Annotated in this window: 26 protein-coding genes and 1 riboswitch; of the genes, 18 read left to right on the top strand and 8 right to left on the bottom strand. The window is 66.7% G+C overall.

The features are described 5' to 3' along the window. Positions 1-55: 55 nt before the first annotated feature. From BJ987_RS00960 to BJ987_RS00935, 6 genes are all read left to right on the top strand, one after another. On the top strand, positions 56-1,129 hold the full coding sequence (locus BJ987_RS00960) for a M48 family metalloprotease (RefSeq protein WP_209883789.1): 1,074 nt from the start codon (positions 56-58) through the stop codon (positions 1,127-1,129). Positions 1,130-1,216: 87 nt separating this feature from the next. Next, complete coding sequence (locus tag BJ987_RS00955; protein ID WP_209883787.1) at positions 1,217-1,798, top strand: TIGR03086 family metal-binding protein; 582 nt, start codon at positions 1,217-1,219, stop codon at positions 1,796-1,798. Between the two features lie 29 nt (positions 1,799-1,827). Continuing rightward, on the top strand, positions 1,828-2,805 hold the full coding sequence (locus BJ987_RS00950) for a DUF4349 domain-containing protein (RefSeq protein ID WP_209883785.1): 978 nt from the start codon (positions 1,828-1,830) through the stop codon (positions 2,803-2,805). Beyond that, a complete protein-coding gene (locus BJ987_RS00945; RefSeq protein WP_209883783.1) occupies positions 2,759-2,992 on the top strand; it encodes a DUF167 domain-containing protein in 234 nt (77 codons plus the stop codon). The genes BJ987_RS00950 and BJ987_RS00945 overlap by 47 nt, the downstream gene beginning before the upstream one ends. 203 nt (positions 2,993-3,195) lie before the next feature. After that, a complete protein-coding gene (locus tag BJ987_RS00940; protein ID WP_209883781.1) occupies positions 3,196-3,477 on the top strand; it encodes a DUF2798 domain-containing protein in 282 nt (93 codons plus the stop codon). Positions 3,478-3,545: 68 nt separating this feature from the next. Further along, positions 3,546-4,943, top strand: coding sequence for an FAD-binding oxidoreductase (locus tag BJ987_RS00935; protein WP_209883779.1), 1,398 nt, complete (start codon positions 3,546-3,548; stop codon positions 4,941-4,943). Between the two features lie 79 nt (positions 4,944-5,022). On the opposite strand, the gene BJ987_RS00930 is transcribed toward BJ987_RS00935, so the two are convergent. Further along, positions 5,023-6,246 (bottom strand): NADP-dependent isocitrate dehydrogenase, encoded by a 1,224-nt coding sequence (locus BJ987_RS00930; RefSeq protein WP_209883777.1) that lies wholly within the window; start codon positions 6,244-6,246, stop codon positions 5,023-5,025. Positions 6,247-6,533: 287 nt separating this feature from the next. After that, positions 6,534-8,027, bottom strand: coding sequence for an MFS transporter (locus BJ987_RS00925; protein ID WP_307869393.1), 1,494 nt, complete (start codon positions 8,025-8,027; stop codon positions 6,534-6,536). Positions 8,028-8,177: 150 nt separating this feature from the next. Between BJ987_RS00925 and BJ987_RS00920 the strand changes: the two genes are divergently transcribed. Continuing rightward, on the top strand, positions 8,178-8,879 hold the full coding sequence (locus BJ987_RS00920) for a TetR/AcrR family transcriptional regulator (RefSeq protein WP_209883775.1): 702 nt from the start codon (positions 8,178-8,180) through the stop codon (positions 8,877-8,879). 110 nt (positions 8,880-8,989) lie between these two features. Beyond that, positions 8,990-9,100: riboswitch (SAM riboswitch) on the top strand. Between the two features lie 75 nt (positions 9,101-9,175). Further along, entirely contained in the window at positions 9,176-10,321 is a 1,146-nt protein-coding gene (gene metX, locus BJ987_RS00915; RefSeq protein WP_209883773.1) for a homoserine O-acetyltransferase MetX, read from the top strand. A gap of 45 nt (positions 10,322-10,366) precedes the next feature. Here the strand turns inward: metX and BJ987_RS00910 are convergent, their stop codons facing one another. Beyond that, positions 10,367-10,696: a hypothetical protein gene (locus BJ987_RS00910; protein WP_209883771.1), complete on the bottom strand. Its 330-nt coding sequence runs from the start codon at positions 10,694-10,696 to the stop codon at positions 10,367-10,369. A 128-nt stretch (positions 10,697-10,824) separates the two neighbouring features. Beyond that, positions 10,825-11,094 carry a winged helix-turn-helix transcriptional regulator gene (locus tag BJ987_RS00905; RefSeq protein WP_307869392.1) on the bottom strand — a complete coding sequence of 90 codons (270 nt, stop codon included), beginning with the start codon at positions 11,092-11,094 and terminating at the stop codon, positions 10,825-10,827. Between the two features lie 46 nt (positions 11,095-11,140). Between BJ987_RS00905 and BJ987_RS00900 the strand changes: the two genes are divergently transcribed. Next, on the top strand, positions 11,141-11,347 hold the full coding sequence (locus tag BJ987_RS00900; RefSeq protein ID WP_209883767.1) for a hypothetical protein: 207 nt from the start codon (positions 11,141-11,143) through the stop codon (positions 11,345-11,347). A gap of 86 nt (positions 11,348-11,433) precedes the next feature. Here the strand turns inward: BJ987_RS00900 and BJ987_RS00895 are convergent, their stop codons facing one another. After that, entirely contained in the window at positions 11,434-11,679 is a 246-nt protein-coding gene (locus BJ987_RS00895) for a DUF3017 domain-containing protein (protein WP_245366346.1), read from the bottom strand. A 133-nt stretch (positions 11,680-11,812) separates the two neighbouring features. After that, entirely contained in the window at positions 11,813-12,217 is a 405-nt protein-coding gene (locus BJ987_RS00890; protein ID WP_209883763.1) for a RidA family protein, read from the bottom strand. 123 nt (positions 12,218-12,340) lie between these two features. Between BJ987_RS00890 and BJ987_RS00885 the strand changes: the two genes are divergently transcribed. The 4 genes from BJ987_RS00885 to BJ987_RS00870 all read left to right on the top strand — a co-directional run bounded on the left by BJ987_RS00885 (position 12,341) and on the right by BJ987_RS00870 (position 16,076). Beyond that, the gene (locus tag BJ987_RS00885; RefSeq protein WP_209883761.1) at positions 12,341-12,886 is read left to right on the top strand and encodes a carboxymuconolactone decarboxylase family protein; all 546 of its coding nucleotides are present in this window, start codon (positions 12,341-12,343) and stop codon (positions 12,884-12,886) included. A gap of 718 nt (positions 12,887-13,604) precedes the next feature. Further along, on the top strand, positions 13,605-14,069 hold the full coding sequence (locus BJ987_RS00880) for a tRNA (cytidine(34)-2'-O)-methyltransferase (protein ID WP_209883759.1): 465 nt from the start codon (positions 13,605-13,607) through the stop codon (positions 14,067-14,069). A gap of 177 nt (positions 14,070-14,246) precedes the next feature. Beyond that, the gene (locus BJ987_RS00875) at positions 14,247-15,392 is read left to right on the top strand and encodes an MFS transporter (protein WP_209897676.1); all 1,146 of its coding nucleotides are present in this window, start codon (positions 14,247-14,249) and stop codon (positions 15,390-15,392) included. A 99-nt stretch (positions 15,393-15,491) separates the two neighbouring features. Then, the gene (locus BJ987_RS00870) at positions 15,492-16,076 is read left to right on the top strand and encodes a TetR/AcrR family transcriptional regulator (protein WP_209897674.1); all 585 of its coding nucleotides are present in this window, start codon (positions 15,492-15,494) and stop codon (positions 16,074-16,076) included. 55 nt (positions 16,077-16,131) lie between these two features. Here BJ987_RS00870 and BJ987_RS00865 read toward each other — a convergent pair whose 3' ends face one another. After that, positions 16,132-17,784 (bottom strand): purine-cytosine permease family protein, encoded by a 1,653-nt coding sequence (locus tag BJ987_RS00865; RefSeq protein WP_209883756.1) that lies wholly within the window; start codon positions 17,782-17,784, stop codon positions 16,132-16,134. 377 nt (positions 17,785-18,161) lie between these two features. On the opposite strand from BJ987_RS00865, the gene BJ987_RS00860 reads away from it, so the two are divergent. The 5 genes from BJ987_RS00860 to BJ987_RS00840 all read left to right on the top strand — a co-directional run bounded on the left by BJ987_RS00860 (position 18,162) and on the right by BJ987_RS00840 (position 23,002). Further along, positions 18,162-19,367 carry a lipid-transfer protein gene (locus BJ987_RS00860; RefSeq protein WP_209883754.1) on the top strand — a complete coding sequence of 402 codons (1,206 nt, stop codon included), beginning with the start codon at positions 18,162-18,164 and terminating at the stop codon, positions 19,365-19,367. 29 nt (positions 19,368-19,396) lie between these two features. Further along, the gene (locus BJ987_RS00855) at positions 19,397-19,840 is read left to right on the top strand and encodes a type II toxin-antitoxin system Rv0910 family toxin (RefSeq protein ID WP_209883751.1); all 444 of its coding nucleotides are present in this window, start codon (positions 19,397-19,399) and stop codon (positions 19,838-19,840) included. A 22-nt stretch (positions 19,841-19,862) separates the two neighbouring features. Further along, positions 19,863-20,735, top strand: a complete 873-nt coding sequence (locus BJ987_RS00850; RefSeq protein ID WP_209883749.1) for a MaoC/PaaZ C-terminal domain-containing protein — start codon at positions 19,863-19,865, stop codon at positions 20,733-20,735. Between the two features lie 99 nt (positions 20,736-20,834). After that, positions 20,835-21,713 (top strand): SDR family oxidoreductase, encoded by an 879-nt coding sequence (locus tag BJ987_RS00845; RefSeq protein ID WP_209883747.1) that lies wholly within the window; start codon positions 20,835-20,837, stop codon positions 21,711-21,713. Positions 21,714-21,739: 26 nt separating this feature from the next. After that, positions 21,740-23,002, top strand: a complete 1,263-nt coding sequence (locus BJ987_RS00840) for an acyl-CoA dehydrogenase family protein (RefSeq protein ID WP_209883745.1) — start codon at positions 21,740-21,742, stop codon at positions 23,000-23,002. A gap of 32 nt (positions 23,003-23,034) precedes the next feature. Here BJ987_RS00840 and ephH read toward each other — a convergent pair whose 3' ends face one another. Next, positions 23,035-23,973, bottom strand: coding sequence for an epoxide hydrolase EphH (gene ephH, locus BJ987_RS00835; protein ID WP_245365756.1), 939 nt, complete (start codon positions 23,971-23,973; stop codon positions 23,035-23,037). Positions 23,974-23,998: the final 25 nt, after the last annotated feature.

Here is a 23,998-nt window from a genome sequence, read left to right as displayed (position 1 = left end):
TTCCGTGGGTACGCTGGCAAGCGATTGCACCTGCGACTTGGGGGAGTGCGGCGCTATGTCACACGGGGGAAAGAGCTTCGGGTCCACGCTGTGGGAGCGGGTCCTCGCCGTGCTGCGGCCCGCGCCGAGAGGGCAACGCCCGGAGCCGATCTACGAATTCCTGGAATACACGCCCAATCCGCTGCTGTGGCCGGTGGAGACCTGGCGACATCGGCTGGAATCGGCTGCGGTGCTGGTGGTTTCGCTGCCGTCCATCGTGCTGAGCACGGTGCTGGTGTGCGTGCCGTTCGCGGTGTTCGGCTGGTGGGGCGCGCTGACGGCCGGGACCCTCTGGCTGGCTTCGGGCGCGCTCGCGTTCCTGCCCGCCGACGACGCGGTACTGGCCCGGGTGGCCTACGGTTTCCGCCGCCCGCGACCGCAGGAGCAAGCCGTTCTCGCCGTGGCATGGGAAAACGTCACGCAGGCAGCGGGAGTCGACGGCTCGGACTACGCGCTGTGGGTACAGGACTCCGAGGACCTGAACGCCTTCGCGGCGCCGGGCGGCATCGTCTGCGTCACCACCTGGGCGTTGCACACCCTGGACAGTCGCCAACTCGAAGGTGTCCTCGCCCACGAGCTGGGCCATCATCTCGAAGGCAAGAAGTACACCGCGACGCTCGCCCGCTGGTATTCGGTGCCCGTCAAGCTGATCGGCAGGGTGCTGGGTTTCGGCTTGACGCGGGCCCTGGCCGCCGCGGAGCGGGAAGCCGAGGAGGCACCGGGCCTGGCCCTGGCGATCCTGCTGCTCGGCGGCCTGGGCTCCGCCGCGCTGGTGCTCATCCCCCTGGTGGCGGCGTTGCTGCTACTGATCGGCCCGCTCGCCGCGCTCACGCTGCTGGCCCTGCTCGGCATAGCGGAACCCCTTGGCCGAGCGCGTCTTTCGCAACGCGAGGAACTCCGTGCCGATCGCGTCGCCGTCGACCTCGGCTACGGCCGGGAGTGCCGCGAGGTCCACCACGAGTGGCTGGGCGAACACGACGATTCGCCGCTCGCCGGCTACCTGCACTGGCTCAGCACCCATCCGCCCGCCGACACCCGTATCGAAGCCGTGGAAGCCCGCATCCACGAACACCGGCATTCCGGCAAGTGAGTGAGCCCGACGACTTTCGGGCCGCCTAGGGGTTTGTACTGGATGGGCGAGCCACGCCCGACCCATGCCCCATGGAGGAGTGCGCTGATGATCGACCTGAAGCCGGCTTGCGCGGCGATGATCGACCTGTTGACCGAGATCACCGACTCACAATTGACCGTGCCGACACCGTGCAGCGAGTTCCACGTCGCGGATCTCCTCGACCATATCGACGAAGTAGCGCAGGGCTTCATCGCCCTGGCCCGCAAGGAAGGCGAGCCGGACCGCGACGGGTCGGCCGCGGTGTCGACCGCCGCCGACCGGGCTGTCCTCGCCGAGCGGATCCGGCTCCTCGGCACCGCGTGGGACGATCCGGCGGCATGGCAGGGCAGCACCCCGACCGCGGGTGCGGACCTGACCAACGAAATGTGGGGCAGTATCGCTTACACCGAAATCGTGGTGCACGGCTGGGATCTGGCGCGCGCGATCGACCGTCCCTTCGCGCTGCCGGACCATGTCTTGCGGCCGTGCTTCGACCACGTCGCCGAGTTCGTCCCGAACAGTCCGGTCCCGGAACTGTGGGGGCCGCCGGTCGCGACCTCGGACGAAGCCCCGCTCATCGACCGCATCGTGGCGATTACCGGCCGAGATCCACGCTGGGCCGCCGATTTCGCCGCGAGCACCGGATAACTCCGTACCGCAGCGGCTACGCTGCGCACATGCGAAAGCTTGCGGTTCTGTGCATCGGTCTGCTGAGCCTGACACTGTTCGTGGGCTGCGGTGACAACGATGCCGCCGACTCCGACTCCGGTGCCTCCGGCCGATCGTTCGAGACGGCCGCCCCGGCGGTGGCGCCGCCCGGATTCCGCGAGCAGGCGCCCGGCGACAGCAAGCAGCAGCCCAGCGGGGAAGTGCTGTCCCGCAAGGAAGTTGTGACCGGCAGTGTCGACATCATCGCCGGTGATCCGATCGCCGCGGCCGGCCAGGTGGCCGGTCAGGTGACCGCCGCGGGCGGCCGGATCGATTCGCGCACAGAGCAACCCGGTACCGATGACGACGATCGGCCCAGCGCGTCGTTGACGGTCCGGGTGCCCGCCGACAAGACCGACGCCTTCATCGACGGTCTCGGCAAGATCGGCGAGGTCGCCGAGATCAGCACCAACCGTGACGACGTCACCATGCAGTGGGAAGATCTCGACGCCCGAATCAAGGCGCTCCAGGCCTCGGTGGACCGGCTGCGCGCCCTCATCGCCGGCGCGAACAACACCGCCGATCTGATCGCCGCGGAGCAGGCGCTGTCCAGCCGCCAGGGCGAACTCGACAGCCTCACCGCGCAGAAACGGCGTCTCGACGACCAGGTCGCGCTGTCCACCCTGACCATTTCGCTCCGCACCGATGCCGACCATTCCGACGACGGGCCGTCCAACTTCTGGGACGGCATCGTCGAAGGCTGGAATTCCCTGGTGGGTTGGCTGCAAGACGCGGTTGTCTTCCTCGGCAAGGCGATTCCCTGGCTCGGCTTCCTGGTGCTGCTCGGCGCGGCCCTGTGGGGTTTGGTGAAACTGATCCGCCGGCCCCGGCGACCACGGCACACGGTAGGTCCGGAAGCATCCGCGCCCGCGGAAACCGTTGCCGGGACAGGAGAGTCGCGTGCCACCGACAGCGGTAAGGGCGACCGTCAAGCCGAACAGCCGTAAGGGCCCGCTCGTCGAAACCGCCGCCGACGGCACCCTCACCCTGTACGTGCGCGCGCCGGCCGTCGAGGGCAAAGCCAACAAGGCCGCGATCGAACTCCTCGCCGAGCATTACGGCGTATCGAAGAGCTCCGTGCGTCTGATCGCGGGCGCGGGCTCCCGCTTCAAACGCTTCGAAATCGACCGTTGAAGTACCCGCCGCGCAAGTGTCGGCGCAGAAGTACTGACCGCTGAGGTAGTGGCCGCCGACGCGGCAGAGCTTGCGTCGCCGTGTGCGTCCGTTCTATCCTCGGCCTCGCGACATCGCGTCGCCGTAAGCGTTCACGTCAACCAACGCACCGACTCCGTCGATCCGGCGGAGTCGCTGCCTGACGAACACTGACGGAGCGATCGATGAATTCCGCTAAGTCCTACTCCCGCAACGCTTTCGGCAAGCTGCCTGCCCGGTATTCGGCGGTGATCCTGCCGATGCTGTTGTCGATTCTGATGACGTGCGTCGTGTCGTTCATCAGCACGCTGATGAGTGACGGTCTCGCCCTGGGTATTTGGTTGCGCTCGTGGGCGGTGTCCTGGCCCATCGCGTTTCCGACCCTGCTGCTCGTGCTTCCCGTCGTACGGCGGATCACCGCGGCGCTGGTGCACGCGCCCCAGGCCGCGCATTCGGCGCGAAGGTGACCGGCTTCTCGGATAGGCTCGGATGCATCAGCCGTCAACTGTCGCGAGCGGCGTTCCTGCGCGCCGCGGTGAGTGTTGGAGCGGCCGCGGCGGTCAGCTCCGGGTTCGCCGCGCGCACAGCGGCAGAACCGGTTGTGCGGCAAGGCCCTTCGCTGGACTGGTCGCGTCTGAGTACGCGCTCGCGCGGGCCGGTGCTGCTCCCGTCCGACAGCGAATACGCCACGGCCAAACAGCTTTTCGATCCGAGGTTCGACGCCGCGCGCCCCGCCGCCGTGGTCCGGGCGACGGACACCGAGGACGTGCGCGCGGCCGTCGCCTTCGCCGACGAGCACGATCTGTCGATCGCCGTCCGCGGTGGCGGGCATTCCTATGTCGGCGCGTCGGCCGCCGACGGCGCGTTGGTCATCGACCTGCGGCAGATGCGCGAGATCACCTACGACAACGGCGTCGCGGTGATCGGCGCAGGCGCGTCGCTCTATGGGATTCAAGCCGAACTGGCCCGGCACGGTCAGACCCTGCCGCTGGGTACCTGCCCGGCAGTCGGTATCGCCGGGCTCACCCTCGGCGGCGGCATCGGCGTGGAGTCGCGGCTGTACGGGTTGACCTGCGACCGGCTCCGCGAGGCCACACTCGTGCTTGCCGACGGTTCGCGCACAGCCGTCTCGGCGGCGAATCGACCGGAGTTGTTCTGGGCGCTGCGCGGCGGTGGCGGTGGCCTCGGCGTGCTCACCTCGCTGACCTTCCGCACCTGTCCCGCCACATCGAAAGACATTGTGCGCCTGGCCTTTTCCGGAACAGCGGCCCAGCAGGTACTGACCGGCTGGGCACGCTGGCTGCCGGAGACCGGGCGCACCGTCTGGGCCTCGGTCGAGGTCAGCGCGGACGGCGCCGGCGCGGTCGGCTGTGCGATCCGGCTGGTTTGCACCGCGGGAACCGGCGTCACGACGGCGGCGCGCCTGGCCGGGGTTATCGGTGCCGCGCCGGTCGGCACACATCATCGGACACTCGGTCATCTCGACGCGGTCCTGAGCCTTGCGGGCGGGCGACCCGATACACCCCGCACGAGCACGGTGGCGGGTTCCGATGTGGTCGCGCGATACTCGCCCGAGTTGGCGGACGCGGTGGTTGAAGCCATCTCCTCGCGTTCGAGCGCGGGCGGCCGCGGCATGGTGCTGGTCGATCCGCTCGACGGCGCCGTGCGCGACCTGCTCGCCGACGCCACCGCCTGCCCATGGCGTAACCACAGCGCGGTCCTGCAATGGATCGCCACGGACTATCGAGATCCGGGCGAGGCGGCGGCTTGGATCGATCGAGCCCACCAGCTGGTCGGCGCGCATTCGGCGGGCGGTTACATCAACTACCTCGAACCGGCTCAGCCCACCAACCGCTACTTCGCCGCAAACACCAGCCGCTTGTCCGATATCCGCGCGGCTGTCGACCCGGACGGCCGCATGTCGGTTCGCTGAGCGCCGGAAACAGTCCGGGCACCCGTTCCACCGGCTGGAAACGCGGTGGGGCGGGTGCCCGATTCGTGCGAAAAACAGCTCAGCTACGCAGTGCGCGGGCCAAGTTGACGTCCAGCGCGCCGAGGAATTCCTCAGTGCTCAGGTAGCCCTGGTCCCCGCCGACGAGCAGCGCGAGGTCCTTGGTCATCTGGCCGCCCTCGACGGTCTTGATGACGACATCCTCGAGCGCCTGCGCGAAGCCGATCACCTCGGGGGTGTTGTCCAGCTTGCCGCGGTGCTCGAGCCCACGCGTCCAGGCGAAGATCGACGCGATCGGGTTGGTCGAGGTCGGCTTGCCCTGCTGGTGCTGACGGTAGTGCCGGGTGACGGTGCCGTGCGCGGCCTCCGCCTCGCAGGTCTTGCCGTCCGGGGTGAGCAGCACCGAGGTCATCAGGCCGAGCGAACCGAAGCCCTGGGCCACGGTGTCGGACTGCACGTCGCCGTCGTAGTTCTTGCAGGCCCAGACGTAGCCGCCCTCCCACTTCATGGAGGAGGCGACCATATCGTCGATGAGGCGGTGCTCGTAGGTGAGCCCGGCCGCGTCGAACTGGGTCTTGAACTCGGCGTCGAAGATCTCCTGGAAGGTGTCCTTGAACATGCCGTCGTAGGCCTTCAGGATGGTGTTCTTCGTGGAGAGGTACACCGGGTAGTTCTGCTGCAGGCCGTAGTTGAACGAGGCCCGCGCGAAGTCGACGATCGACTGCTTGAAGTTGTACATGCCCATGACGACGCCGCCGTCCTCGGGCATCTTCACGACCTCGTGCACGATCGGCTCGCTGCCGTCCTCCGGGGTGAAGGTCAGCGTGACGGTGCCGGCCTGGTGCACCTTGAAGTCGGTGGCGCGGTACTGGTCACCGAAAGCGTGCCGGCCGATGATGATCGGCTTCGTCCAGCCGGGTACCAGCCGGGGCACGTTGGAAATGATGATCGGGGCCCGGAAAATGGTGCCGCCGAGGATGTTGCGGATGGTGCCGTTGGGCGACCGCCACATCTTCTTCAGCCCGAATTCCTCGACGCGCGCCTCGTCGGGGGTGATGGTCGCGCATTTCACGCCGACGCCGTGCTGCTTGATGGCGTTGGCGGCGTCGATGGTGACCTGGTCGTCTGTCTTGTCCCGGTACTCGATGCCGAGGTCGTAGTACTCGAGGTTCACGTCGAGATACGGATGGATCAGCTTGTCCTTGATGAACTGCCAGATGATCCGGGTCATCTCGTCGCCGTCGAGTTCTACGACGGTGCCTTCAACCTTGATCTTTTTGGACATAGTTCTGCGTGTCCTCCTAAGGATGGTGCCCTCATTGCACGGCCAGGCGAACACGCTTGTGAGCGGACCCCAGCTGTTCCAACAGACAACGTATATGCCCCGCGTGGTCGGTGAGGCATGTGGTCAAACAAGACAAGCGTACTGCTGCTAACGACCTCACCGCGCGCCAGTACCCCCGAGTGAGAATCGTGACGAAAGTTACTGATTAGTACTTTTGTCCATTATTTGAGAATCGCAAGGTCCCGCGCATCGCGAGTTGCGCGCGATACGCGGGACCTATTGCCGGATCAGACGCCGACGGGAATTTTGACCCCGTCTTCGGCGCCCTCGATCAGGTTCTCCGGCTTGTCCCGGATCATGAACGCGATCGCCGGGATGGCGGCCAGGAAGAAGCCCGCGCCGACATAGAAGGCGACGTCGTAGGAGTGGATGGCGGCGCGGGCGAGCAGGTTGTCGACGCCAGGGTTCCCGGCCACGTAATCCTTGGCCGCCTGCACCGAGATGGTGGTGAGCAAGGCGGTGCCGACCGCGCCACCGATCTGCTGGGCCGCGTTCAGCAGCGCGCTGGCCACGCCCGAGTCCTCCTCGTCCACCTGGTGCAGCGCGACGGCCTGCATGCCGACGAACAGCGGACCCATGCCGAGCGCGATCAGGAACTGGGCGGGCAGCACGCTGGTGGCGAAGCTGTCGCCGAAGCTGAGCTGAGCCAGGAGCACCAGTCCGACCACGCCCAGTGCGGCGCCGACGATCATCAGCGGACGCGGGCCGAACTTCGGCAGCAGCGCACTGGTGACACCTGCGGAGATGGCGATACCGGCCGGGAACGCCAGGAACGCGACACCGGCTTTCAGCGGCGTGTAACCGAGCACATTCTGCAGGTAGAAGCTCAGGAACAGGAACATCGCGAACATCGCGATCGGGACCAGCAGCGCGGCCAGCAGTGCGCCGCCCCGGTTGATCTCACCCGGAATACGCAGCGGCAGCAGCGGATTCGCGGTGCGGGATTCGATGAAGACGAACGCGGCGAGCAGCGCGACACCCGCGACGATCAGGCCGACGGTGCTGCCGTCGCTCCAGCCGTGCTCGGCCGCGCGGCTGAAGCCGTAGACGATGCCGATCAGGCCCAGGGTGACGGTGATCGCGCCGGGCACGTCGTAGCCGCCGGTGCGGGGCAGCGGCAGATCCTTGATCACGAAGCTGAACGCGCCGACCAGGGCCAGGATCGCGATCGGTGTGTTGACCAGCAGCGTCCAGCGCCACGAGGCGTATTCGGTGAGCGCGCCACCGGCGATCAGGCCGATGGCCGCGCCGCCCGCCGAGATGCCGGCGAACACCGCGAACGCGCGAGCGCGTTCCTTGGTCTCGGTGAAGGTCACCGACAGCAGCGAGAGCGCCGCCGGGGCGAGCAGGGCGGCGAAAGCGCCCTGCAGGCCGCGGCCCGCGAACAGCTGGGCGCCGTTCTGGGCGAGACCGGCCAGCGCGGAGGCGGCCGCGAAACCGATCAGGCCGATCATGAAGATCTTGCGTCGTCCCAGGTAGTCGGCGAGACGTCCGCCGAGCAGCAGCAGGCCGCCGAAGATCAGGGTGTACGCGGTGAGCACCCACTGGGTGTTGCCATCGCTGATGTGCAGGTCACGCTGCGCGAATGGCAGCGCGATGGTGACGATGGTGGCGTCGAGCACCACCATCAGCTGGGCCAGCGCGATCACGCCGAGCGCCCACCACCGGGCGGAACTGCTTTGTTTTCCGGGTGCGTCAACCGCTGGCGCAGTTCGGGTCACGGATTTTCTCCCTCATCTGGGACGAGCTGTTTCAGAAGTACGCAGACGATCCTGGCATCGTGCGACTTTTGGCGTCAAGGGAAAAATGTCGTAGTGCGACATTTGACTCATTCGGCCAAGAGTAGACATGAGCTGCGTTATGGTGGCGGCATGCTCGAGGACTCATCGACCGGCCCTACCGCCGATCCCGAACCGGTGCCGGGCGGCAAGCCGGCCACCGGGCTGCGGGAACGCAAGAAGCAGCAGACTCGGTCGCGGATCATCGAAATAGCGCTCGATCTGTGCGACGAGCAGGGTTTCGAGGCAACGACGGTGGAGCAGATCGCGCACGCGGCCGACGTCTCGCCGCGCACCGTCAACCGGTACTTCGAGATCAAGGAAGACATCGTCCTCGGCCCGGTGGAGGATTTCGGCCAGGCCATCGCCGGCCTGCTGCGGGCCCGGCCCAGCATCGACAACCCGCTACAGGCAATGTGCGATGCCTACCTGCACATGGTCGACCTGGCCGCGGGCAACGCCGCCGACGAGCTGATCTCGTTCCGCCGGTTCCAGAAGATGCAGCGCATCGTGCGCAGCAGCCCGGCGGTCAACGCGCGCGCGATGGAATACGGCGACCGCAAGGCCGAGGCGGTCACCGCGGCGCTCGCGGATCGGCTGGGCATGGAACCCGACGCGCTCAAGGTGCGCTTGGCCGTCGCGACCTGGCAGATGATGTGCCACATCGCCTTCGACGCCGACCCGGACCTGGTTCTCACCGGCGAGCCCCGGGTCGCCGCGCGCGCCACGCGCGCGATCGTGCTGCGCGCGTTCGACGAACTCCGCGACCTGTGCGGCGCACCGCTGTCCACCTGAGTCCGAGCCGCGGGTCATCGGCGGGTTTTCCGGCCTGGACCAGCGGCGTCGGCGTGATCTTGTCGACGTGATTTCTATCGTTGACCGACCGCCAGCTACCATGTCCCTCAGGTCATGAGTGCCAGCGCGAAGCCCCGGCTCGCTGGTCGGCAACCCTCCAGCAGCGGTGGGGTGCTCCGGGTGATGACCTGGCTCTCGAAAGACGGGAGCAAGCGCGCTGTTCAGGAGGTCCCCCACATGTGTGCAATTGTCCACCGCCACGGGGCGGTCTGTTCCCGTGTGATCGGTCAGACGGCGTGACCGTGGAGACCGAACCGAGCCTCCGATCGCTGCTGCCCGCTCCGGACGGCCGACTCGGCGTGATCCCGATCGGGGATGTGCGCCTGGAGAACGGCGCCGTGGTTCCCGATGTGCGGCTCGCGGTGCAACGCTGGGGCGAACTCGCACCCGCCCTCGACAACGTGGTGCTGGTCGAGCACGCGCTGACCGGTGACTCGCACGTAGTGGGCGCCCCCGACGAGCTGCACCCGCTGCCCGGCTGGTGGGACGGCATGGTCGGCCCCGGCGCGCCGATCGACACCGACGAATGGTGCGTCATCGCCACCAATGTGCTCGGCGGCTGCAAGGGCAGCACCGGTCCGTCGTCATTGGCGCCGGACGGAAAGCCGTGGGGCTCCCGGTTTCCCGAGATCTCCATCCGTGATCAGGTGAGCGCGGAGGTCGCCCTGATGGACCTGCTCGGCATCGACCGGCTGGCCGCTGTCGTCGGCGGTTCGATGGGCGGCATGCGCGTCCTGGAATGGATGGTCGGCGCTCCGGAGCGCGTGGCGGCCGCGTTGATCCTCGCGGTCGGCGCGCGGGCCACCGCCGATCAGATCGGCACCCAGACCACCCAGATCGCCGCCATCAAGGCCGACCCCGATTGGCAGGGCGGCGACTATCACGGCACCGGTCGTGCGCCGATGACCGGCATGGGCCTGGCGCGGCGCATCGCGCACCTGACCTACCGCACCGAAGGCGAACTGGACCACCGCTTCGAGAATCACGCGCAGGGCGCGGAGGATCCGTGGCGCGGCGGCCGGTACGCGGTGCAGAGCTATCTGGAGCATCAGGCTGAAAAGCTCTGTGCCCGTTTCGATCCCGCCACCTACGTGTTGCTCACCGAAGCGATGAACCGGCACGATATCGGTCGTGGTCGCGGCGGTGTGCGAGCTGCGCTGGCCGCCACCCCGGTGCCGTGCGTGGTGGGCGGTGTCGACTCGGACCGGCTCTACCCCCTGCGTACTCAGCAGGAACTCGCCGACGGACTGCCGGGTTGTGCTCGGCTCGAGGTCGTGCACTCGCGCGACGGCCACGACGGGTTCCTCACCGAGTCGGCCGCGGTATCCAAGCTGCTCATCGAAACCCTGCGTCTGGCGCGCGAGAACCGCGCCACGGTGTGAGCTCGGCGCCGAGACGGTAAGCGCAGCAGGGCGTAGTCGACCTCGCTAATCGCCTGCTGCCCGCGGTGATTCGAGCACGCTCCACGGTCCGGCGGCCCAGCCGTCGGCTTCGTGCAGTGGGGTACTGCGCCACTGCGGCGCGCTCGCGCTGTTGGTGAAGCGGTCTTTGTAGGAGTCGGCGCGGGTCGCGATGAGGTAGTAGCCCGCGAAATCAGCTTGCGGGACAGGCAGATACGAGCACACGAGGCCGGCGGCCATGGACAGATCGCGGGCGCTGGCTGTCCCCACCGGCGCCTCGCCGTTCCCATGGACAAAGGCGGCGACCGTCCACAACGGAAACAGCCCGCAGTCGATGCCGTCGAAGTTGCCTGGCATGCCGTCTCCCTACGCTGGGTCGGTGCATCGGACGGCCGCCGAGGTCTGGGACGGCACCCTAATAGGCTATGGCTCGACCATACGCCGGGTGGCCGTCGCGGCGATGCCACTCAACTGACCTTCCATGGTCATTTCGCTGCCTCGCGCCGCGCCGCTTCGATCCGATTGATATCGGTCTCGATCCATTCCCGCAGCGCCGCGATCGGCGTGCGCAAGCTGTGTCCCAGGTCGGTCAGCGTGTATTCCACCCGCGGCGGCACCGTGGGATGCGCTGTGCGCGAAACGAATCCGTCGTTTTCGAGTTGACGGAGGGTCTGCGTCAGCATCTTCCGGGAGACGCCGTCGATGCGGCGCTGAAGATCGGTATAGCGCAGCGTGCCGTCGGCGAGCGCGTCCACGATGAGCACCGTTCACTTACCGGCTACGCGATCGAGGACTTGACGGGTGGGGCACTCACAAGCCCTTCGGTTCCCGAAGCCATCCGTACTCGCCGCACCCTCCCGGCACTATCGTCCGGATCCGGTGCCCGCCGAGCCGTTCTGGCAGCTGTCCGACCTCGCCGACGAGGGGCCTGACCGCATGGACCCAGACCTGGTCAAGAAGCCGACGGCATCGACGATCGGCCGGACCTGGCGATCGCGGTGCTGGTGACGATCGGCTACACCGACAGTGTTCCACCGCATCCCGGCCGGCGGCCCCGCGCCGAAATGGTGTTCAGCGAGCGGTATGCGGGCTGATCACTGCACGCCGAGGGTTTTGATGGTGGCGGCGATGAACAGGATGGCCGTGCCTAGCAACGTCAGGGCCGCGACGTCGAACGCCTTGCCGCGCACCGCGAGCAGGCCCACCCGGGGCGTCGGCAGGGCTAGGCGCAGCGCGGCGGCGAGCAGGGTGGCGCCGCCGAAGAAGAACGCGCCGCGGCGCCAGCGATCCCACGCTACGAACACCACGGCCACGACGATGACCAGGGCCACCAGCACCATCGGCAGGTGTACGCGCAGAAATTGCGCCCCCGCGCCCGGGTGCTGTTCGGCGGAGTCGACGTCGCTCACGCCCCCGATTCTTGCAGGCCCGCCCGGCATCCGCCCACCACCCCTCACGGAGCGGTCGCCCGACTCAGTCCAGGACGGCGACGCCTTCGATCTCGATGAGATGCTCGGGGGTGAACAGCGCGGCGACGCCGACCAGGGTGACGGCGGTTTCCGGAAACTCGTAGTGTTCTCGGGCCGCCGCGCCCGCCGCGCCGAGCGCTTCGAACTTCGACGGGTCCCAATCCACCACGTAAAAGCGCACACTCACCAGATCGGCTGCCTTGCCGCCCGCCGCCTCGAGCGCGCGCCCGAGATTGATCAGGGCCTGCGTGGTCTGCGCCGCGAGGCCACCCGGCACCACTCGACCGGAAGCGTCGACACCGACCTGCCCTGACAGATGCACGACGCGGCTGCCGGTGGCGACCGTCGCGTGCGCGAAACCTGGTGCGGGCGGCTCGGATCCGGCCGGATTGTGTGCGGTGCTCGGCATGGACGCAGCCTATCCGGTTTCCGAGTGTGCGCCACGACAGAGCCCGCTCGCGAAAGGGCTACTACGGGACGTAGTTCAGGCGTACGGTGGTGGAAAGGAACCGAGTACACGGGGGTACGGGCAATGCGCGCTGCTTCGCGAATCCGCCACTACGCCAGCGCTTTACGGCAGGCGAAACGTCATCGCTCCGATCTGGTCGGCTGGCTGGCCCGACGCCCGCTGATCGGTTTCGCGGTCGCGGTGCACGAGACCATGCTGATTCTCTGCAACCGGCTGGACCCGAAACTCAAAGAGCTCGCCGAATTGAAGGTCGCGGGCCTGATCAATTGCGAGTTCTGCCTCGATATCGGGTCCGCGGTGGCACGCTCCTCCGGTCTGTCCGAAGAACAGCTCATCGATCTACCGCGCTACCGGACCAGCGCCGCCTACACGGACCTGGAGAAACTGGTTCTCGCCTTCGCCGAAGCCATGACCGCCACACCCGCAATCGATATCGAGGACATGCGCACGAAACTCCGCACCCACCTGTCGAAAGCCCAGCTCGCCGAACTGGCCGCCGCCATCGCCTGGGAGAACCACCGCGCCCGCCTCAACCAGGGCCTAGGCGTCCGCCCGACCGGCATGGCCGAAGGCGGCGTCTGCGCCCTGCCGGAACAACCCCCGCGATAACCGCCCACCCCGTCGGGCGTGGCCCGCCCGCCGGAACCGGTGCGCCGGGCGTGACCCCGGCATCTGGTTGACTGATCGGGTGTTCCGGGTTCCATGAGCCGCACATCATGTTCCGCCGAACGTCGACGGCCAACTGCCGCGTCGAGACCGCTCATCCGTGACAGCCGCTCAGTCCCACCGGATCGCTTTGAGAACCTCCGGGCAGGTAAGGCATGACGGGCATTGATCCACGTCTCCCACGCCGACATACCAGCCACCAACTGGTCGCCCGGCGGGCTAGGGACGAATCGCGCTTCTTCGATGGGTCGGTTCTGCGGGCCGATGGCCACTTGATGGGGCCGGATGTCGCCCGAATCAGCGCTTTCTCCTCTCGTGTCCCGAACGGTGGTCAGCTGAAGCTCCCCAAGGAAGCTGCGGGTTATCCGTCGTTGCCCGATCTGGGAGACCGCATCCGGTTGCCACGATGTAGTTACGGATCTCGCGTTGCTCTTGGGACATCTGCCTGTCGTCCATCGGTCGCACCAGAATCTCGGGCCGAAACAGTTGAGCCACAGCCTCGTCCAGCCGGGCGACGTCTTGAATGATTGTGGGTGCGGTCAAGGCAAGTTGAACCTGGCCCTCCACGGTCAAGGTAACCGCCGAAAACTTGAATCACTCCCACGTAAGTTCAAGCTATAGCCAGCAGGGTTGCGGTCTCTCCATGTGCTTGACTGGGCGCGTGTTCCGAGTGATGTTTCATGAGCCCGCGATTCCGGGGAACACCGGCAACGCGATCCGCATGGTCGCGGGGACCGGGTGTGAACTGCATTTGATCGAACCGCTCGGATTCGATTTGTCCGAGGCGAAGCTGCGCCGGGCCGGGCTGGACTACCACGATCTGGCTTCGGTGACGGTGCACGAGAACCTCGCCTCGGCGTGGGAGGCGCTGCGCCCGGAGCGGGTTTTCGCGTTCACGACCCAGGCTGCCACGCGGTACACCGAGGTCGACTATCAGGTGGGTGACGTGCTGCTGTTCGGCACCGAACCGACCGGGCTGCCGGACGAGGTGCTCGACGATCCGCACCTCACCGCACATCTGCGCATCCCGATGCTGCCGGGGCGCCGGTCGATGAATCTGTCGAACGCGGCGGCGGTCGCGACCTACGAGGCGTGGCGGCAACTGGGCTTTCCCGGTGGCCTCTAGGCGCTGCGCGGCGGACGGAGAGAGTGGCCACGCAGTAGCCCTGACCAGGGTGCAGGGCGTGGGCAAGCTCACCGCAATCGAGGGAGCGAATTCGGCCGCGGATCAGTTGACCACTGTGTGACCTCGTCGACCCAAACCCCACCCGTGGCCGACCGGACCAGCTGGCATATCCCCGCCATGCTGGCCTTGGCGCTCGGCGGGTTCGGTATCGGCACCACCGAATTCGTGTCGATGGGCTTGCTGCCGAACATCGCCGCCGCCATGGATATCTCCGAGCCGACCGCCGGCCACGCGGTCTCGGCCTACGCGCTCGGTGTGGTGGTCGGCGCACCGCTGATCGCCGCGTTGTGCGCGCGAATGGCCCGCAAGCGATTGCTCGTGCTGCTGATGGTGGCGTTCACGCTGGGCAATGCCGCCACCGTGTTCGCGCCGACCTTCGACACTCTGCTCGCCGCCCGATTCGTCTCCGGTCTGCCACACGGCGCCTACTTCGGCGTGGCCTCGCTGGCCGCGGCGAGCCTCGCTCCGGCCGGCCAGCGCGCCAAGGCGGTTGCCGCGGTTATGCTCGGGTTGAGCGCCGCCAACGTTGTCGGCGTTCCCGGCGCGACCTGGCTCGGCCAGCATTTCGGCTGGCGTGACGCCTACCTGGTGGTCACCGTCATCGGCTTGGCGACCATCGCCGCACTTCTCGCCTTCGTCCCGGAACTCACCGGCTTCAAGACGACCAGCCCGCTCACCGAACTCGGTGCGCTCCGCCGTCCGCAGGTGCTGTTGACACTGCTGGTGGGTGCGGTCGGCTTCGGCGGCATGTTCGCCGTGTACACCTACATCGCCACCACGCTGACCGATGTGGCCGGATTACGCGCGGCCCTGGTCCCGGTCATCTTGATGCTGTTCGGTCTGGGCATGATCGCCGGCAATATCGTCGGTGGCGTGCTGGCCGACCGGGGTGTGGATCGCTCGGTGTTCCTGGTGCTGATCGCCATGGCGGTGATCCTCGCCGGTTTCGTCGCCGCCGCGCACAATCCGATCACCGCGGGCATCGGCGCGTTCCTGATCGGCGCCTCCGGTGCCGCGCTGGCTCCCGGTCTGCAAACGCGACTGATGGACGTCGCGGCCGACGCCCAAACGCTCGCCGCCGCGCTGAACCACGCCGCACTCAACATGGCCAACGCCGCGGGCGCGTGGCTCGGCGGATTGGTCATCGCCGCCGGGCTGGGCTACACCGCCCCGGCCATGGTGGGCGCGGGCTTGGCTGTCGCGGGCGTGCTGCTGTTCGCGCTCACGGTGTGGATCGCGCGGCGTTCACCGAGCTATCAGTGAACATACAGATCTGTATGTAAGTGCTAGAATGCGCGGGTGACCAGGATCTTAGGTGGTGCGAAGAAGCCGCGCCGGACGCAGGAGCAGCGTAGCAGCGAGATGCGCACGCGGCTGCTCGACGCCACCATCGACTGTCTGGTCGAGTTCGGTTACGCCGGAACGACAACGCCGCGTGTCGCCGAGCGCGCGGGTGTCACGCGCGGGGCGCAGGTGCACCACTTCGGATCGAAGAACGACCTGGTCGTGGCCGCGATCAGTCATCTCGCCCAGCGCCGCACCGAGGCCGCGATGCAGGAGATCGGCCGGATCAAGGCCGGCCCGGATCCCATCGCCACCGTGCTGGATTTCCTGTGGGAACTGCACCAGGGTCCGCTGTTCATCGCGGCCATGGAACTCTGGGTGGCGGGCCGCACCGACCCGGTGCTCGCCGCCGCGGCGGGCAAGGTCGAGCCGTTCGTCAACAACGCCGTGCTGATGGCGCTGGCCCACTACGTGCCGGACGAGGTGACCCGCAGGGACGCCCGCGATTTCGTCTACACCGCGATGGACGCGCTGCGCGGCATACTCGTCTCCAGTTTCATCGACTCCGATCCCAATCGCGCGCACCGGCGCTGGCAACGCGCTTCGGTGCACCTGCGAGAGGCGGCGAAGGTGTCGCTGCCGGGCATCCGCCTAGCCGACTGAGTTACCGCGAAGGCCGCGACAGGCGATTGTCTGTCGCGGCCTTCGTGATTCGTGTTTACCGCTGGCGGGGCAGCAGGTGGATGCCGTCTTTGTCGGTGGACAGCGCCAGTGAGCTGATGTACTGAATCTCCCCGGCCGGACCCGGCACCGCCGACGCGATCATGTCCGGACGTTCGAAGTCCATGCCGGTCGCCACGCAGGTCAGTGTCGCGCCGGTCGGGTTGCCGTGCTCGTCGAACATCGGCAGGTCGATGCCGTCGTCGGTACGGCGCAGGTAGTACTTGCCCTTGGTGAGAATCGCGGTGAGCGGTGTCGCGACGAACGACACGACCACCGCGACGATGGGGGAGTACGGCTTCAGCAGCTCACCGAACAGACCGAAGAAGGTCATGATCGACAGCACCGCCGACAGCCCGAAGCCGACCAGGCCGACGGGATTGAAGTCGTAGAGCATGCCGCGCCGGAACTCCGGCACCTTCGGTGAGATCTTCAGGACGTACTTGTTGATCGCGATATCCGTGGCGACGGTGACGATCCAGGCGATGCCGCAGTTGGCGTAGAAGCCCAGGATGTTGTTCAGGAAGTCGAACATGTTGGCTTCCATCAGGATCAGCGCGATCGCCAGGTTCACGCCCAGGAAGACCAACCGGCCCGGGTAGGTCTTGGTGACCCGGGTGTAGGAATTGGTCCAGGCCAGCGAGCCGGAATATGCATTGGTCACATTGATCTTGATCTGGCTGATCACGACCAGCACCACCGCCAGCGTCATGGCCAGCCAGCCCGGCACCATGTCCTGGTAGATCTCCAGGAACTGGTGCACCGGCTGGTTCGCGATGCCCTGCGCCGCAGGCAGATTCGCGATCAGGTAGACCGCCAGGAAGAGGCCGACGACCTGTTTGATCGCGCCGAAGAGCACCCAGCCCGGCCCGGCCAGCAGCATCCAGGTCCACCACTTGCGCGAGTTCTCCGGGGTGCGCGGGGGCATGAACCGCAGGTAATCGATCTGCTCGGCGATTTGCGCGATCAGCGAGAGACACACACCCGCGGCCAGCAGCGTGCCCGAAATGCTCACGCCCGCACCGTCTTTACCGCCGTAGGACCAGAAGGCGTCCACCGACTCGGGGTGCCGGACCACCAGGAATCCGAACGGCAGCACCATCAGCAGCAGCCACAGCGGGGTGGTCCACACCTGGAGTTTGGCCAGGGTGTTCATGCCGTAGATGACCAGCGGAAAGATCAGCACCGTGGACAATAGATAACCCAGCCACAGTGGAATTCCGAGCCCGAGTTCCAGGCCCTGCGCCATGATCGAACCCTCGAGCGCGAAGAAGATGAAGGTGAACGACGCGAACACGATATTGGTGATCACCGAGCCGTGATAACCGAATCCGCTACCGCGCGTGATCAAGTCGAGATCGATGTTGTAGCGCGCCGCGTAATAGGCCAGCGGGAAACCGGTCAGCATCACGATAATCGCGAAGATTGCGATGCCGAGCAGGGCGTTTCCGGTACCGTGCGCGATTCCGATATTCGCGCCGATGGCGAAGTCGGCCAGGTAGGCGATACCACCCAGGGCCGAGATTCCGACCACCGCCGGGCTCCACTTCCGGTAACTGCGCGGCGCGAACCGGAGGGTGTAGTCCTCCAGTGTCTCCCTCGCCGCCGCTATTCCATCTGAGTTCGTCGAGCGGGTGTCTACATCGACCACGTTCTTCTCCTCGTCCCCTCACCAGACACAAAGCAACCGTGTGAACTTCGCGCGCTGATGTGGACGGGGAATTTCCGAACCATTACGCCGCTGTTAATCGACGTCAGTCGTGAGTGAGGACACATTCGCCCGGTTTGCGGGTCGCGATCGATTGTGTTGCGTGGAAATGACGCCCGGGTCGATGATCTACATACACGTTCAGCTGTATGTGCCGCTGACCGCCTTAGCCTGCATAAATGGCGCGGTATAGCGCAGTAGGCCGCCTCGCTCTTGTGTGGTTACGTGCATCTCTGTATGTTTGTGGCAGCTCGGTCCGCACGGATCGGTCAACGTCGTCCACCAGCGGGGTGTGGACGGCCAGGAACCTGAGGAGTTCGATGACGAACAAGGTTTACGTCGTCGGCGTCGGCATGACGAAGTTCGAGAAGCCGGGACGCCGCAAGAACGACGACGGCACCGACTGGGACTACCCGGATATGGCGCGCGAGTCGGGCACCAAGGCGCTCGCCGACGCCGGAATCGATTACCGCGAGGTCGAACAGGCCTACGTCGGATACGTCTACGGCGAATCCACCTCAGGTCAGCGCGCGGTCTACGAACTGGGGATGACCGGCATCCCGGTGGTCAATGTCAACAACAACTGCTCCACCGGGTCCACCGCGCTCTACCTCGCGGCACAGGCGATTCGGGGCGGGCTGGCGGAATGCACGCTGGCTCTGGGCTTCGAGAAAATGCAGCCGGGCTCGCTCGGGTCCACCTGGGACGACCGGGAACAGCCGATGGCCAAGCACATCATGGCGCTCGCCGAGATCTCCGAGGTGCTGTTCCCGGTAGCCCCCTGGATGTTCGGGGCGGCCGGTCGCGAACACATGAAGCAGTACGGCACCACCGCCGAGCATTTCGCCAAGATCGGTTACAAGAACCACAAGCACTCGGTGAACAACCCGTATTCGCAGTTCCAGGACGCGTACTCGCTGGATGACATCCTCGCCTCGCGGATGATCTACGACCCCCTCACCAAGTTGCAGTGCTCGCCGACCTCCGACGGCTCCGGCGCGGTCGTCCTGGCGAGCGAGGCGTTCGTGAACTCGCACGACCTCGCGGCGCAGGCGGTCGAGATCGTGGGCCAGACCATGACCACCGACTTCGCCTCCACCTTCGACGGCACGGCCAAGAACTTGATCGGCTACGACATGAATGTCCAGGCCGCGCGCAAGGTGTACGACCAGGCCGGTCTCGGGGCGGAGGACTTCCAGGTCATCGAGCTGCACGACTGCTTCTCCGCCAATGAACTGCTGCTCTACGAAGCGCTGGGGCTGTGCGGCGAGGGCGAGGCCGGGAAGCTCATCGACGAGAACCAGACCACCTACGGCGGCAAATGGGTGGTGAACCCCTCCGGCGGGCTCATCTCCAAGGGCCATCCGCTGGGCGCGACCGGTTTGGCGCAGTGCTCCGAACTCACCTGGCAACTGCGCGGCACCGCCGACAAGCGTCAGGTCGACCACGTGACCGCCGCATTGCAGCACAACATCGGCATCGGGGGCGCGGCGGTCGTCACCGCCTATCAGCGCGCCGACCGCTGAACCGCTATCCATCACGAAGGAGTCATCGCATGGGACACATCGAAGCCACCAAGGACGTCAACGCCACCCCCGAGGCCCTGTGGGCGGTCGTGGCCGACCCGCAGACCTGGGACAAGTGGTTCTCCATCCACGAGCGCTTCATGGAGGAGCCGCCGGCCACGCTGACCGCGGGCGCGAAGCTGGTCGCCAAGATCGTCATGCTCGGAATGGCCAACAAGCTGGAATGGACTGTGGTGTCCGTGGATTCGCCGAACACGTTGACCCTGGGCGGCACCGGCATGGCGGGCGTGAAGACCGAATTCACCTTCGATATCCAGCCCAAGGCCGAGGGCGGCTCCGTCGTGAAGGTGTCCGGTGATTTCGAGGGCGCACTGATCAAGGGCGCGCTGGGCAAGGCGGTCGAGAAGGACGGGCTCAAGCAACTCGACAAGTCGCTGGAGCAGCTCGACGCGCTGGCCGCCACGGCCGCGTGATCGCCGAGCCGAGGAGAGCGCGATGACGGAAACGACGCCCCGGCTCGTGGAGTTCGACGACTCCGGGCTGGAAACCTGGTGCGACGACGAACGATTCGAGGTCACCGCGGCACGGATCGCCGAGTACGCGGCGGCCACGAACGATCCCATCGAGGCGCACCTGGCGGGCAAGATCGCCTCGCCGGTGTTCGCCATCGTCCCGGTGTTCGAGGCGATGATGATGCCCGTGATCGACGTCGCGCCGATGGACATCTTCGGCCGGGTCGTGCACGGGGAGCAGGACTTCCATTTCCACCGCGCGATCCAGCCGGGGGACCGGCTGGTGTCACGGGCCAAGGCCATCGGCTACACCAGCCGGTCCAACGGCAGCACGATCACGATTCTCATCGAATGTCGCACCGAGGCAGGCGAACTCGTCAATGAGCAGTACCTGACCGCGTTCTTCCGCGGCATCGATGCGGGTAAGACGGTCGGGGCGGCCGCACCCGCGCACAAGTTCGACGACGCGCTGCGGCAACAGGATCCGGTCGCGGTGGTGCCGCAGCAGGTAGATCTGGACCAGACCTACCGCTACGCACCGGCTTCCGGCGACCCGGTGCCGCTGCACCTGGACGAGCAAGTCGCCAAGGACGCGGGACTGCCCGGCATCATCGCGCACGGGCTGTGCACTCAGGCGTTCGCGTCCTGGGCGGTGCTGACCGCGGTCGGCGATTCGGATGTCAATCGGCTCAAGCGATTCGCGGTGCGATTCGCCAAGATGGTGTTTCCCGGCGACCACTTGGAGACCCGCATCTGGAAGGTGGGCTCGGCCGACGGCGTCACCACCTACGCCTTCGAAACCGTGCGCGGAGAGGACGTCGTGCTCAGCGACGGCCTCGCCGAAATCGCCGACTGAGCAACACCTCTCGCCGATCGGCCGGCGCCACCGCCGGCCGATCCACCTCCGTCATCCCGGCGAAAGCCGGGATCCACCGCAATAGAGGAGCCGCACATCATGGGTGCTCTCGAAGGAAAAGTCGCCGTCGTCACCGGCGCGGGCCGCGGCATCGGCCGCGAACACGCGCTGCTGTTCGCTCGCGAGGGCGCGGCCATCGTCGTCAACGACCTCGGCGGCAGTAACGCCGGTGAGGGCGCCGACGTCGGCCCGGCCCAGGAAGTGGCGAACGAGATCATCGCCGCGGGGGGCCGCGCGGTCGCCGACACGGAAAACGTCGCGAGTTGGGACGGCGCGAAAAAGCTTGTCGGCCGGGCTGTTTCGGAGTTCGGCGGCCTCGACATCGTGATCAACAACGCGGGCATCCTGCGCGACGCGTTCATCGCGGGCATGGACGAAGCCCAGTGGGACGCCGTCGTCGCCGTGCATCTCAAGGGGCACGCCGCAGTGTTGCACCACGCGGCCGCGTATTGGAAAGAGCAGAGCAAGGCAGGCAACCAGCCCAACGCCGCGGTGGTCAACACCGCCTCGGCGTCCGGCGTGACCGTGCCGAACGCGGGCCAGGCGAACTACGGCGCCGCCAAGGCGGGGATCGCCGCGTTGACCCTGGTCGCGGCCGACGAACTGCAACGCTACGGCGTGCGGGTCAACGCCATCGCGCCCATCGCGCGGACCCGGCTCACCCTCGCCACCCCCGGTATGGGCGAGATCATGGCCGCCGAAGCCGAATACCTGGAAGAGGGCGACTTCGACGCGTTCAGCCCGGCCAATATCTCCCCGCTGGTCGCATACTTGGCTTCGGACAAGTGCGCGATCACCGGCAAGGTGTTCGCCGTACAGGGTGGTGCCATCTCCGAGCTTGCGGGCTGGCACGACGTGAAGACGATCGAAACCGAAGGCCCCTGGCTCATCGACGACATCGCCGCCAGGCTGCCCTGAGCACCGAAACCGGTAGGAGAACAACGATGTTCGAATGGTCCGAGACCGATGTGATGATCCGCGATGCCGTGCGGGCGTTCATCGACAAGGAAGTCCGCCCACACCTCGACGCACTCGACAGCGGCGAGATGCTGCCGTACCCGGTTATCCGGAAGTTGTTCAGCGAGTTCGGGATCGACGCCATGGGCGGTGAAGCGGTCGACAAACTGCTGGCCCGGCGGCGCAAGATCGAGGCGGCCGTCGCGGCCGGTGAACCGAAACCGGAGCGCAAGGAGAAGTCTTCCGGCGGCAGCCCGTTCGCGGGCCAGGAATCGCTGATGGCGGTGCTGATCGGTGAGTTGTCCGGCGTCTGTATGGGTTTGGTGACCGCCATGGGCGTGTCCATCGGACTCGGCGCGACCACCATCCTCTCGCGCGGCACACTCGCGCAGCAGGAACGATGGATCAAGGACATCGTGACCATGCGGAAGGTCGCGGCCTGGGCGATCACCGAGCCCGACTCGGGCTCGGACGCGTTCGGCGGCATGAAGACCTACGTCAAACGCGACGGCGAGGATTACCTCCTCAACGGCCAGAAGACCTTCATCACCAACGGCCCGTTCGCCGATGTGATGGTGGTCTACGCCAAGCTCGACGAGGGTGACGGCGCCGACAAGCGCGACCGCAAGGTGCTGACCTTCGTCCTGGACAAGGGTATGGACGGCCTGACCCAGGGCAAGCCGTTCAAGAAGATGGGTCTGCACTCCTCGCCGACCGGCGAACTGTTCTTCGACAACGTGCGGTTGGGCAAAGACCGGCTGCTCGGCGAGACCGAAGAGCACAAGGGCGGCGACGGCCGCGAAAGCGCCCGCTCCAGTTTCACCGCCGAACGCATCGGCGTCGGCTTCATGGCGCTGGGCATCATCAACGAATGTCACCGGCTCTGCGTGGAGTACGCCAAGAACCGCAAGCTCTGGGGCCAGGAGATCGGCCGTTTCCAGCTGGTCCAGCTGAAGCTGGCCAAGATGGAGGTGGCGCGGATCAACGTGCAGAACATGGTGTTCAACGTGCTCGAGCGCGGCCGCGCCGGTAAGCCGCCCACGCTCGCGGAGGCCTCGGCGATCAAGCTCTACGCCTCCGAGGCGGCCACCGAGGTCGCGATGGAAGCCGTGCAGTTGTTCGGCGGCAACGGGTACATGACCGAATACCACGTCGAGCAACTGGCCCGTGACGCCAAGTCGCTGATGATCTACGCGGGCAGCAACGAGATCCAGGTGACCCATATCGCCAAAGGCCTGCTGGCGCAGTAATTCCCGGCCCGGGTGCGCCGCCCGCTCGACGATCAGATCGCGCGCAGGTTACCGCGGCTGGCGTAGACGTGTTCGGCGATCAGGGTGGCGATACGGTCGGGGGCCTCGAGCATGGGAACGTGGCCGACGCGATTCATCAGGATGCGGTCGGCGGAGTCCGGCAGTTCGGTCAGGTAGCGGCGGGCGTAGACGCGGTTGGGGATGATGCGGTCGTATTCCGCCAGGAGCAGGCGGACGGGGGTCGGCAGGTCGGACAGGTCCGACAGCGCCGGGGCGCGGAAGGTGCCCATGATCAGCGGGAGCAGGGCCTGGCAGTGCAGCGCCGCCTCGATGACCGCGACGATGTCGGCGCGGGAGACGGCGGCGGGATTCTTGACCAGCAGCATTTTGGTGAGGCGGTGGGTCAACGGGTTGTGTTTGACGAATTCGCCTACGTGCTTGCCGATTCCGATGATCGGCGCGATGGCGAGAAATTTCAGGCCGACCCGGAATTGGGTGAGCGAGGGCGCATTCCAGCCGCCGGCGGGTGCGATCAAGGTGAGCGTGCGCGCACGGCCGCGGCGGGCCAATTCGATGCCGACCCAGCCGCCGAGGGAATTACCGGCGATATGGCAAGTGCGCCAGCCCATTTCGTCGAGTTGATCTTCGATGCGGTCGGCCAGGGTGTAGATGTCGGTGGACCAGCCGTCGCCGGGCGCGCCGCCCCAGTGGCCCGCGAAGGCCGGGGCGAACACCTCGCATTGGGTGGCCAGCCGGGTCGCGGTCTGCTCCCAGCAGTGCGGCGACAGCATGAATCCGTGCAATAACAACAGCGGATCGCCGGAGCCCATGTGCAGCGCCTTGATCGGTGCCGGGCGGCTGGATTTCCCGGGCGGAGGAGCGAGCCGGTCCGGCTCGCGGCGCGTGGATTGTCCGATCCGCGAGATTTTCTTGTCGTCTCGTGGCGTGGGCTCGGTGGAATCCGACATCATCGTCGTCGCCCTTTCGGGAGTTCGT

It is taken from the genome of Nocardia goodfellowii (assembly GCF_017875645.1).
GTDB classification, from domain to species: Bacteria; Actinomycetota; Actinomycetes; order Mycobacteriales; family Mycobacteriaceae; genus Nocardia; species Nocardia goodfellowii.
The sequence above is the reverse complement of the archived record's forward strand: the minus strand, read 5'-3'. Positions and strand labels throughout refer to the sequence as shown.